11 protein-coding genes and 1 pseudogene are annotated in these 11469 nt (G+C 69.9%); 9 read left to right on the forward strand and 3 right to left on the reverse strand.

The window, feature by feature from the left end; all coding sequences use genetic code 11:
• A pseudogene (gene coaBC / locus QAA18_RS11585) lies at positions 1-746 on the reverse strand (bifunctional phosphopantothenoylcysteine decarboxylase/phosphopantothenate--cysteine ligase CoaBC); the annotation flags it as partial.
• A 145-nt stretch (positions 747-891) separates the two neighbouring features.
• Between coaBC and radC the strand changes: the two are divergent.
• The 5 genes from radC (at position 892) to QAA18_RS11610 (ending at position 5376) form a co-directional block, all read left to right on the forward strand.
• Positions 892-1566 carry a DNA repair protein RadC gene (radC, locus tag QAA18_RS11590; protein ID WP_279413128.1) on the forward strand — a complete coding sequence of 225 codons (675 nt, stop codon included), beginning with the start codon at positions 892-894 and terminating at the stop codon, positions 1564-1566.
• 40 nt (positions 1567-1606) lie between these two features.
• Positions 1607-3346 carry an arginine--tRNA ligase gene (gene argS, locus QAA18_RS11595; protein ID WP_279413129.1) on the forward strand — a complete coding sequence of 580 codons (1740 nt, stop codon included), beginning with the start codon at positions 1607-1609 and terminating at the stop codon, positions 3344-3346.
• A gap of 16 nt (positions 3347-3362) precedes the next feature.
• Positions 3363-4016: an SPOR domain-containing protein gene (locus tag QAA18_RS11600; protein ID WP_279413130.1), complete on the forward strand. Its 654-nt coding sequence runs from the start codon at positions 3363-3365 to the stop codon at positions 4014-4016.
• Positions 4017-4074: 58 nt separating this feature from the next.
• The gene (locus tag QAA18_RS11605) at positions 4075-4455 is read left to right on the forward strand and encodes a hypothetical protein (RefSeq protein WP_279413131.1); all 381 of its coding nucleotides are present in this window, start codon (positions 4075-4077) and stop codon (positions 4453-4455) included.
• A gap of 171 nt (positions 4456-4626) precedes the next feature.
• Positions 4627-5376 (forward strand): SDR family NAD(P)-dependent oxidoreductase, encoded by a 750-nt coding sequence (locus QAA18_RS11610; RefSeq protein WP_279413132.1) that lies wholly within the window; start codon positions 4627-4629, stop codon positions 5374-5376.
• A 3-nt stretch (positions 5377-5379) separates the two neighbouring features.
• On the opposite strand, the gene speA is transcribed toward QAA18_RS11610, so the two are convergent.
• Positions 5380-7266, reverse strand: a complete 1887-nt coding sequence (gene speA, locus QAA18_RS11615) for an arginine decarboxylase (protein ID WP_279413133.1) — start codon at positions 7264-7266, stop codon at positions 5380-5382.
• Positions 7267-7367: 101 nt separating this feature from the next.
• Here speA and speE point away from each other — a divergent pair, with 101 nt between their 5' ends.
• On the forward strand, positions 7368-8219 hold the full coding sequence (speE, locus tag QAA18_RS11620) for a polyamine aminopropyltransferase (RefSeq protein WP_279413134.1): 852 nt from the start codon (positions 7368-7370) through the stop codon (positions 8217-8219).
• A gap of 139 nt (positions 8220-8358) precedes the next feature.
• The gene (locus QAA18_RS11625; RefSeq protein WP_279413138.1) at positions 8359-10248 is read left to right on the forward strand and encodes a diguanylate cyclase; all 1890 of its coding nucleotides are present in this window, start codon (positions 8359-8361) and stop codon (positions 10246-10248) included.
• Here the strand turns inward: QAA18_RS11625 and QAA18_RS11630 are convergent.
• Positions 10245-10583 (reverse strand): P-II family nitrogen regulator, encoded by a 339-nt coding sequence (locus QAA18_RS11630; RefSeq protein WP_279413135.1) that lies wholly within the window; start codon positions 10581-10583, stop codon positions 10245-10247. The genes QAA18_RS11625 and QAA18_RS11630 overlap by 4 nt on opposite strands.
• Positions 10584-10787: 204 nt before the next feature.
• On the opposite strand from QAA18_RS11630, the gene QAA18_RS11635 reads away from it, so the two are divergent.
• Together QAA18_RS11635 and QAA18_RS11640 are read left to right on the forward strand one after the other, a co-directional pair.
• Positions 10788-11063 (forward strand): accessory factor UbiK family protein, encoded by a 276-nt coding sequence (locus QAA18_RS11635; protein WP_279413139.1) that lies wholly within the window; start codon positions 10788-10790, stop codon positions 11061-11063.
• A gap of 10 nt (positions 11064-11073) precedes the next feature.
• Positions 11074-11469 (forward strand): magnesium chelatase domain-containing protein (locus QAA18_RS11640; protein WP_279413137.1); only part of this gene is annotated, 396 nt, incomplete at its 3' end.

An 11469-nucleotide genomic window follows, 5' to 3' on the forward strand; every position in this document is an offset into this window, starting at 1 on the left:
CTGCAGGTGCACCGGCCCGGCGACCAGCACGGTGTCGGCGCCGGCGCGCGCGGCGGCGGCGGCGATGGCGAAGCCCATCTTGCCGCTGCTGCGGTTGCCGATGAAGCGCACCGGGTCGATGTCCTCGTAGGTCGGACCGGCGCTCACCAGGATGCGGCGGCCGGCGAGGTTCCCGTTCACTGCGACTGCACCAGAGCCTGCACGATCGCCACGGGTTCGCGCATGCGGCCGGGGCCGGATTCGCCTTCGGCCAGCGGGCCGTCGTCGGGGCCGATGACCTGCACGCCGCGTTCGCGTAGCGTCGCGACGTTGGCCTGCGTGGCCGGATGCAGCCACATGCGGTGGTTCATGGCCGGCGCGATCGCGACCGGCGCGGTCGTGGCCAGGCACAGGGTGGCAACGAGATCATCGGCCAGGCCATGGGCGAGGCGCGCGATGGTGTTGGCGGTCGCGGGCGCGACGATCACCTGCTGTGCCCAGCGCGCGAGTTCCAGGTGGCCCATCGCCGCTTCCGCACTGGCGTCCCACAGCGAGGTGCGCACCGGCAGGTGCGATACGGCCTGGAAGGTCTGGGCACCGACGAATCGCTGCGCGGCCTCGGTCATCGCCACCTGTACCGTGGCCCCGGCTTCGCGCAGCCGCCGGACCAGCTCCACCGCCTTGTACGCCGCGATCCCGCCGGTGACGCACAACAGCACCCGGCGCCCGTTCAGGCCCTGGTCCGCACTGGATCCCGCCGTTGCCATGAGCCGGAAGTTCCTTACCCGAATCCGAGCCACCAGCTTACCCGAACCGGCCTTTCTCCCCGACTTCGCCCCCGCCCTCCAGGCGCTGAACTGTCTCCATTCCCCATTCCCCTCATTCCCCATTCCCGCCCTTGAGGTTCCCGCCATGCAAATCCGCGACTGGCCCGCCGCCGAACGCCCCCGCGAGAAGATGGTCGCCCGTGGCGCCAACGTGCTCTCGGACGCCGAACTCCTGGCGATCTTCCTCGGCTCCGGCCTGCGCGGCCAGGATGCCGTGGCCACCGCCCGCGCCCTGCTCGCCGCGCATGGACCGCTGCGCGCGCTGCTCGAACGCAGCCCCGGCGAGCTTGCCGCGCTGCCCGGGTTGGGCCCGGCGCGCGCCTGCCAGCTGGCGGCTGCCCTGGAGCTTTGCGACCGCTATCTCGCCGCCGGCCTTCAGCGCGGCGAGGCACTGACCGATCCTGGCGCGGCGGGACGCTATTTCGCCCAGCGCCTGCGCGGGCATCCCTGCGAGGTCTTTGCCGCCCTGTTCCTGGATACCCGCCATCGTTCGCTCGCCTTCGAGGAGTTGTTCCGCGGCACCGTCGACGGCGCGGAGGTGCATCCACGCGAAGTCGTGCGCCGCGCCTTGGCGTGCAATGCCGCGGCGGTGATCGTCGGCCACAACCACCCCAGCGGCAGCGCCGAGCCCAGCGCCGCCGACCGCGCGGTGACCGCGCGCCTGAAGCAGTCCCTGGCCCTGGTCGACATCCGCCTGCTCGACCACTTCGTGATCGGCGACGGCCCGCCGGTGTCGCTCGCCGCGCGCGGCTGGGTGTAGCGCGTACAATGCGGGGCCGTCGATAAACCCGCCAATCCCCGTGAAAACCCAGCTCCACGCCCCGGAGCGCGGCGTCGTCCGCGACCTCGTCCGCGATCTCGTCAACCAGGGCATCGACAACCTGCGCGCGAACGGCACCCTGCCCGCCGACCTGGCGGCGCCGGACTTCGTCGTCGAGCGTCCCAAGGACCGCACCCACGGCGACTTCTCCAGCAACGTGGCGATGCTGCTGGCCAAGCCGGCGAAGTCGAACCCACGCGCGCTGGCGCAGGCACTGGTCGAGGCCCTGCCGTCGAGCGACGCGATCGCCGCGGTGGAGATCGCCGGCCCGGGCTTCCTCAATTTCCGCCTGTCCGAATCGGCGTGGCAGCAACAGTTGCGCACCATCCTCGCGTTGGGCGAGGCGTACGGCCGCAACGACTCGGGCAGCGGCCGCACCGCGGGCGTCGAGTACGTCAGCGCCAACCCGACCGGCCCGCTGCACGTCGGCCACGGCCGCGCCGCGGTGATCGGCGACTGCATCGCGCGCGTGCTCGCCGCCAACGGATGGAACGTGCGACGCGAGTTCTACTACAACGACGCCGGCGCGCAGATCGACAACCTGGCCAGGTCGGTGCAGGCCCGTGCCCTGGGCAAGACCCCGGACGATCCGTCGTGGCCGGAGGACGGCTACCGCGGCGACTACATCGTCGACGTCGCCGAGGCCTACCTGCGCGGCGACACGGTCTCGTTCGAGGACCATGCCGTCACGGGAGCGAAGGATCCGCAGGATCTCGACGCGATCCGCCGCTTCGCCGTGGCCTGGCTGCGCCGCGAGCAGAACGCGGACCTGGAAGCCTATGGCGTCTCGTTCGACGTGTACTTCCTCGAGTCGTCGCTATACGCCGACGACAAGGTCGAGGAGACCGTGCACACGCTGGCCGCCAACGGCCACACCTACGAGGAAGGCGGCGCGCTGTGGCTGCGCACCACCGACTTCGGCGACGACAAGGACCGCGTGATGCGCAAGTCCGACGGCACGTACACCTATTTCGTGCCGGACGTCGCCTACCACCTGAGCAAGTGGCAGCGCGGCTACGAGCGCGCGATCACCGAGCTCGGCGCCGACCACCACGGCTCGCTGGCGCGGGTGAAGGCCGGCCTGCAGGCGCTGGACGCCGGCATCCCGAAGGACTGGCCCGAGTACGTGCTGCACCAGATGGTGACGGTGATGCGCGGCGGCGAGGAGGTGAAGATCTCCAAGCGCGCCGGCAGCTACCTTACGCTGCGCGACTTGATCGACGAAGCCGGCCGCGACGCGACGCGCTGGTTCCTGCTCGCGCGCAAGCCGGACTCGCAGCTCACATTCGACATCGACCTGGCGCGTTCGCAGTCGCTCGACAATCCGGTCTACTACGTGCAGCTGTCGCACGCCCGCATCTGCGGCCTGTGGCGGCAGCTGGGCGAGCGCGGGCTGGCGTACGACGCAGCGGCGGGCCTGGCGCAACCGCTGGACCTGGACGGCGATTCCCCCGCAAGCCGTGCCACCCACGCATTGCTGACCGAGCTGTCGCGCTGGCCGGACGTGGTGGCCTCGGCCGGCGAACACCTCGAGCCGCACCTGGTCACGGCCTATCTTCACGAACTCGCGCAGGCCTTCCAGTCCTACTACAACGACCACCAGTTCCTGGTCGACGACGCCGACCTGCGCAACGCGCGCCTGGCGCTGGCGCAGGCGACGCGACAGGTACTGGCCAACGGGCTGGCGCTGATCGGCGTTTCCGCCCCCGAAAGCATGTAAGCAGGAGAAGGATCCAGTGGCAGCACGACGCGGCAAATCGCAGGCACGGCGCAACCAGGGCAACGGCGGGCTTCCCGGCTGGGCCTGGCTGGTGCTGGGCATCGTGCTGACGGTGGTGGTCCTGCTGGCCGCGCCGCGCCTGCTGCGTTCGGACAAGGGCGACGGCTTCTTCCGCCCGCGCCCCAACCCCGATGCGACGCCGGCACCGCCCAGCAGCGAAGAGTCCGTCGCCGACGAGGACACCACGCCCAAGGGCACGCAGTACGACTTCTACACGCTGCTGCCGGCCGACGAAGTGGCGATGAGTGACGCCGAGCTGGCCGCTGCCTCGCGCGCCGAAGCCGCGCGCAGCGAAGACGCCGCCGACCTGGCCGAGCCGGCCGAACCCGAACCGGCTGCGCCGGCGCCCGCCCCCGCCACCACGAGTATCGACGGCGACGCGGCCTACATCCTCCAGGCCGGTGCGTTCGGCTCGGCCAGCGACGCCGAGGCGGTGAAGGCGCGCATCGCCCTGCTCGGCCTGAGTGCGCGGGTCGAAGCCGCCGAGATCCAGGGCCGCACCGTCTACCGGGTGCGCATGGGCCCGTACGGGACCGCGTCCGAGCTTGCCGGGGCCAAGGCCAAGCTCACCGGCGGCGGCCTCCCGGCCATGGCGATCAAGGCCCGCTAGCCAGTCCCTGCTCCTGCGACGCCCATCGGGCATGCTGTCCGACCAAGGAGACAGCCCCATGCCGATCGAAGCCGCCCTGATCAAACCCGTCGTCGATGCGCTGATGGCGCTGTTCCGCCAGAGCGAGAACGTGCAGCTCAAGCGCAACGCCGAGGCCGCCCTGCGCGAAGCCATCCGCGAGCTGCTGCTGGCCAATCCCGACGAGAACAAGGCCGCCGCGCGCATCGCCATCGCCAAGGCCGCGGGCATCCTCTCCGAGGACGTGGTTCTGGCCGAGGACATGCTGCAGAAGCATCGCGCCACCAAGGCGAGCACGCGCGGCAAGGGCACGGCGCACAAGGCGCGGAAGACGGCGGCGAAGGCGCCAGCGGCGAAGAAGGCGCCGCCGGCGAAGAAGAAGCCCGCGCCGAAGAAGAAGGGAACAGGGAACAGGGAATAGGGAATGGTGGGTTCCGGGCGCGTAACCCGCTTGGCAATACAGGTCTTCAAGCAAGGTATTGCAGTGACCGCTCGCCCCGCACTCACCATTCCCCATTCCCTATTCCCCATTCCCGCCCTCCACCCGTAGCTCCTCGCGCTCGCCGCCCGCCCCACCCTTACAATCGCCGACATGAACAACATCGCACTCATCACCGGCGCCACCTCCGGCTTCGGCCGCGCCGCCGTCGAACGATTCGTCGCCGCCGGCTGGCGCGTGGTCGCCTGCGGCCGGCGCGCCGAGCGCCTGCAGGCGCTGGTCGATGCACTGGGCGCCGACAAGGTGCATGGCGCCGCCTTCGACATCCGCGACGAAGCCGCGATGCGGGCCGCGCTGGGCGAGTTGCCCGCCGGTTTCCGCGACATCGACCTGCTGGTGAACAACGCAGGCCTGGCGCTGGGCACGCGGCCGGCGCAGGAGTCCTCGCTCGACGACTGGCGGACGATGGTGGAGACCAACATCCTCGCCCTGGTCACCCTGACGCGCGCGCTGTTGCCCACGCTGATCGAGCGCAAGGGTGCGATCGTCAACGTCAGTTCCACCGCCGCGACCTATCCGTACCCTGGCGGCAATGTCTACGGCGGCACCAAGGCCTTCGTCACCCAGTTCTCGCTCAACCTGCGTGCCGACCTGCACGGCAGCGGCGTGCGCGTAACCTCGCTGGAACCGGGCATGGCCGAAACCGAGTTCACCCTGGTCCGCACCCACGGCGACCAGGCGGCATCGGACGCGCTCTATTCGGGCGCCAACCCGATGACCGCGCAGGACATCGCCGAAACCATCTTCTGGATCGCCAGCCTGCCGCCGCACCTCAACCTCAACCGCCTGGAGATGATGCCGGTCTCGCAGTCGTTCGCCGGTTTCCAGGTCGCGCGGACGTAGGCGCTACAGCGGCTCGTCGCTGAGGTAGGTGTAGGCGGTCAGGCCGGCCTCGAGCGCGGCGTTCATGCTTGTGGCCTCCGCTTCCGGCAGCCCGGCGGCGTCGACCTTGGCCTTGTATTCGGCGCGCAGCGCATCGAGCTTGTAACCCACGTAGTCGAGCATCACGTCGTTGGTGTCGCCGCGGCGTTGCTGGCGCATGGCGTAGCCGTCGCCGTCGACATGCACCTCGACCGCGTCGGTGTCGCCGAACAGGTTGTGGATGTCGCCCAGGATCTCCTGGTAGGCGCCGACCAGGAAGAAACCGAGCCGGTAGCTCTCGCCCTCGCGCAGCGGATGCAGCGGCAGCGAAGTATCCAGGTCCTCGTTCTCGACGTAGGTGGAGATCTTGCCGTCGGAGTCGCAGGTCATGTCGGCGATCACGCCGCGGCGGGTCGGCTCCTGGTCGAGGCGCTCGATCGGCACGATCGGGAACACCTGGTCGATCGCCCAAACGTCGGGCATCGACTCGAACACGCTGAAGTTGACGAAGTACTTGTCGACCAGGCGCTCGTTGAGTTCGTCCAGCAGGTCGCGGTGGCTCTTCTCGGCGTAGTCCAGGCGCGCGCGCACCGCATGCGCGATGGCGTAGAACAGATCGTCCAGGCGCGCGCGGTGGACCAGTTCCAACTGGCCGAGCGCATACAGCGACAGCCCTTCGCCGTGGTGGTGCTGGGCATCGTGGAAGGCTTCCACCGGCGGGCGCGACGCCATGTCGTCGTGCACCTCGCGCAGGCGCCGGATCACCGCCGGCTCGTCGTCGTGCGCCGGCGGATTGCGGCCTTCCGGCGCCTCCTCGACCTCGACCACGTTGGCCACCAGCACCGCGTGGTGCGCGGTCATCGCGCGGCCGCATTCGGTGATGATGCGCGGTTGCGCCAGCCCGTTCTCGGCGCAGGCTTCGGCCAGCGGCTGCACGATGTTGGCCGCGTACTGGTCCACGCCGTAGTTGATCGAGCAATAGCTGCGCGAACGCGTGCCCTCGTAGTCGATGCCCAGGCCGCCGCCCACGTCCATGTAGCGCACGTGCGCGCCGAGCCGCGAAAGCTCGACGAAGTAGCGCGTGGCTTCGCGCATGCCGTTGGCGATGTCGCGCACGTTGGAGATCTGCGAACCCATGTGGAAGTGCAGCAGCTGCAGGCAGTCGCCCATGCCGGTGTCGCGCAGCGCCTTCCACAGGTCCAGCACCTGGCGCGGCGACAGCCCGAACTTGGCCTTGTCGCCGCCGCTGTTCTGCCACTTGCCCGCGCCCAGCGATGCCAGGCGCATGCGTACGCCCAGGCCCGGGCGCACGTCGAGCGCCGCGGCCTCTTCCAGTACCAGCTTCAGCTCGGAAGGCTTCTCGACCACGATGAAGGTTTCCAGCCCCAGCTTGCGTCCGATCAGCGCCAGGCGGATGTACTCGCGGTCCTTGTAGCCGTTGCACACGATCATCCCGCCCGGGCGCGACAGCGCCAGCACGGCCATCAGCTCGGGCTTGCTGCCGGCCTCCAGGCCGAAGCCGTCGCCGCGATGCGAGGCCAGCGTGCCGGCGACGCCGGCGTGCTGGTTGACCTTGATCGGGTACACGGCGGTGTAGCCGCCGCCATAGTTCCAGTCCGCCTGGGCCTGCGCGAACGCGGCCTGGAGCTTGCCCAGGCGGTCGCCGAGGATATCGGGGAAGCGCACCAGCAGCGGCAGCTTGGCACCCTGGGCGCGGGCAGCGTCGACCACTTCCGGCAACGCCACCCGCGGGCCGGCCGCGCCGCGCGGCAACACCACCACCCGGCCGCCCGCGTCGACGTCGAAATAGCCTTCCGACCAGTGCGGGATCGAGTAGGTCTTGCGGGCTTGGTCCAGCGACCAGGTCGGCATCGGCGGGGATCCTCGTGGGCGGCGGCCCGGAACAGGGCGCTCATTCTATATCCGCTAGAATCACGGCCCCGCAAATGCCCCGCGCCCGCCGAGCCTGCACGATGACCGAACCGACCTGGATGTACGAGAACTTCGAGCCTACCGGCTCGGCCATCGGCTATCGCATCACCGCCAAACTCGACGAGGTGCAGTCGCCGTTCCAGAAGATCGAGATCTACGACTCGACCGACTGGGGCAAGCTGATGCTGATCGACGGTGCGATGATGCTGACCACGCGCGACAACTTCCTCTACCACGAGATGATGTCGCACCCGGCGTTGTTCACCCACGCCAACCCGCGCAACGTGGTCATCATCGGTGGTGGCGATTGCGGCACGCTGCGCGAGGTGCTGCGCCACCCGGGCGTCGCCAGCGCGGTGCAGTGCGACATCGACGAGCAGGTCACGCGCATGTCGGAGAAGTATTTCCCCGAGTTGTGCGAGTCCAACGGCGATCCGCGCGCGACCCTGATGTTCGACGACGGCGTGGCCTGGATGGCCAATTGCGCGCCCGGCAGCCTGGACATCGTGATCGTGGATTCCACCGATCCGGTCGGCCCGGCCGAAGGCCTGTTCAACCGCGCCTTCTACGAGTCCTGCTTCCGCGCACTGCGGGAGGACGGGATCCTGGTGCAGCAGTCCGAGTCGCCGCTGGCCCTGCTCGAGCTGGTGAAGGCGATGCGCGCGGAGATGGGCAAGGCCGGCTTCACCACCTTCAAGACCCTGCCGTTCCCGCAGCCGTGCTACCCGACCGGCTGGTGGAGCTGCACCCTGGCGCGCAAGGGCGGCAACTTCGAGTTCCGGGAAGCCGACGCCCGCGCCAGGGAATTCCAGACCCGCTACTACAGCGCCGACATCCACCGCAGCGCCCTGGCGACCCCGCCGTTCGTAGCGGCTGCCCTGGGAGAAGTGTGACCCACGTCACATAACGGTTGCTGCGGCGCCACAAAGCCGGTCCCATGCCGAACAATCGGTACGCGCCGGGCGGGGGGAGCCGTCGGGCACAGGGGATCGAGTGGTTTACCTGCGTCGCATTTGTCCATGGCTGTTGGCCGTGTTGCTCGTCGCGTGGCAGCACGGGCATGCCGTGCCCGTGCAGAAGCCGGCGGACGCGCCAGCTCCGGCATCGACGCCGGCATCGGCAGAAGCGTTCGACGCAATGCATCGCCACCTCAACGACCTGGGCCTGGCCACACAGCCCTCGCATGCGCAGGTGTTGCAACGGCTCGCCGAACTGGCCGGCCTGCGGCCCGCCGGCGACACGGTCCGCGACCTGCGCTATCGGGCGCTGTTCTGCGGCTGGGCGTTCGAGGACGCCAAGGCGCAACTGTCGTACGCCGATGCCGGCCTGGCCCGGGCGCGCGCGGCGCGCAACGGCGAAGCCGAGGCGAGCTTCCACTATTGCCGGGCCTCGGCGCTGGAGACGCTGGCGCCGACCGAAGAAGTGATGGCCGCGTACGAGGCGGGCATCGCCATCGCGCGGCGCATCGGCAACGACCGCCTCCTGGCCGACGGCTTCAGCCTGCGCGGCAGCCGCCACTCGCTGCTGCAGGACCAGGCGCGCGCGATCCGCGACCTGCTCGAGGCCCAGCGCCTGTACCGGGAAGGCGGATTCACCAGCGACTCCGAGGCCTTGCTGCTGGACATCGCGATCAGCTACCGGCGAATGGGCGACCTCGACAAGGCCAGCGACTACCTGCGCCAGAACGAGGCTTACGCGCGCGCCATCGGCGACTACCACCAGCTGTTCTCCAACCTGCTGCAGCAGGGCTACCTGGCCGAGGACCGCGGCGAGGTGGATGCCGCGCTGGACTTCTATCGCACCGTGCTGGGCATGGCCAACGAACGCGCCAGCGAGTACGACGCGGCCAGCGTGCACCTGGCGATGGCTTGGCCCTACATCCTGCGCAAGGAATACCGTCGCGCGCTGCGCATCATCGATGCCGCGCGCACCCAGTTCGCCGCGCTCGGCGACCACGCCAACGACGACATGATCGCGCTGCGCAGCGGCCAGGCGCATGCCGGGCTCGGAGAGCATGCGCGCGCGATGGCCGAGTACAACAAGGCGGCGGTCGCGCTGGAGAACAGCGGCAACCGCCGCTACCAGGCGCTGTTGTACCGCGCCCGCGCCGACAGCGAGCAGGCGCTCGGCCGCGACGCGGCCGCCGCCGCCGACCTGGAGCGCTACATCGAAGCGACCGAATCGCTGGCCAGCGCCGAGCGCAGCCAGCGCGCCGAGCTGCTGCGCTACCAGTTCGAGGACAACCACGCGCGCATGGAGAACGAGCGCCTGGCCAGCGAGCAGGCGTTGCGCGAACGCCAGTTGCAGGCGTTGCTGCAGGCGCGGCGCTGGCAATGGACGGCGATGGCGCTGGCCGGGATCCTGCTGCTGCTGCTCGGCGGCCTGGTGGTGCGCCAGCTCACCCGCATGCGCAGGCTGCGCGAGATGGCCGCCACCGATCCGCTCACCGGCGTCGCCAACCGCCGCAGCATCGAGCAGCACGGCGACGAAGCCATCGCCAGGGCGCGCGCGTCCGGCCTGCCGTTGTGCGCGCTGGCGCTGGACGTGGACCACTTCAAGACCATCAACGACAACCACGGCCACCCCTGCGGCGACCAGGTGCTGGCGCGGATCGCCGTGGCCTGCCGCGACGCCCTGCGGCATTTCGACCTGCTCGGGCGCACCGGCGGCGAGGAATTCCTGGTGCTGCTGCCCGATACCCGGCTGGAGCGCGCACTGTCGATCGCCGAGCGCCTGCGCAGCACGGTCGAGGCCCTGGACTTCAGCGACATCGCCGACGGCCTGGCGACGACGATCAGCATCGGCGTGGTCGAGCTGCGCGCCGGCGACGCCGGCCTGCAGGAGTTGGTTGGTCGCGCCGACTCGGCGCTGTACCGGGCCAAGGGCAACGGCCGCAACCGGGTCGAGGTCGACCGGGCCTAGAGCGCGTCGCCGTCCAGTTCGCCGGTGCGGATCCGCACCACCTTGTCCAGGTCCCAGACGAAGATCTTGCCGTCGCCGATCTTGCCGGTGCCGGCAGCCTGCATGATCGCCTCGACCACCGCGTCCACCTGGTCGTCGGTGACCGCGACCTCGAGCTTGATCTTGGGCAGGAAGTCGACCACGTACTCGGCGCCGCGGTACAGCTCGGTATGGCCCTTCTGCCGGCCGAAGCCCTTGACCTCGGTGGCGGTGATGCCGGCCACGCCGGCGTCGGCGAGCGCCTCGCGCACGTCGTCGAGCTTGAACGGCTTGATGATCGCCATGACCATCTTCATCACGCGGTCTCCTCGTTGGCAGGCGCCAGCATAGCGCCTGCGGTAGCATGCGCGTGCGGCGGCCGACGGGTATTTTCCCGACATCGCCCGGCGGCAGCCGCCGACTGCGGCACCCGCGTTGCCCGGCCAGTCTGGACGGACCAACACGGGAGCCAGCAAATGCGCACGACCACCAACGGCAACGACAACGGCAGCAATTTCGGAATGATCGACCTCGGCCACATCGACGAACTCGCCCGCCGCCTCGGCAGCCTGGTGCCGCCGGGGTTGAAGGAAGGTCGCGAAGAGCTGCAGCAGAACTTCAAGTCGGTGCTGCAGTCCGGCCTCGGCCGCCTCGACCTGGTGACGCGCGAGGAGTTCGACGTCCAGCGCCAGGTGCTGCTGCGCACCCGTGAACAGCTGGAGGCGCTGCAGCGCACCGTTGCCGAGCTGGAGGCGCAACTGGCCGCGGCGCGCGGCAACGACCCTTCGCAAGCCTGAGCCACCCGCCATGGGACTGGCGCTGGTGCACAGCCGTGCACGCGCCGGCGTGCATGCGCCCGCGGTGCGGGTGGAAGTGCACCTGGCCGGCGGGTTGCCGCGCATGTCGATCGTCGGCCTGCCGCAGGCCGCGGTGCGCGAAGCCAGCGAGCGCGTGCGTTCGGCGATCCAGTGTTCGCAGCTGGAGTTTCCGCCGCGCCGGATCACCGTGAACCTGGCGCCGGCCGACCTGCGCAAGGACGGCGGCCGCTACGACCTGGCCATTGCATTGGGCATCCTGGCAGCGAGCGAACAGTTGCCGCTGTCGGCGCTGGAAGGCGTCGAGATCCTGGGCGAACTCGCATTGACCGGCGAGTTGCGCGGCGTCGACGGCGTGCTCCCGGCGGCACTGGCGGCCGCGGCCGCG

The sequence above is a fragment of the Luteimonas sp. 8-5 genome (genome assembly GCF_029763755.1).
Lineage (GTDB): Bacteria > Pseudomonadota > Gammaproteobacteria > Xanthomonadales > Xanthomonadaceae > Cognatiluteimonas.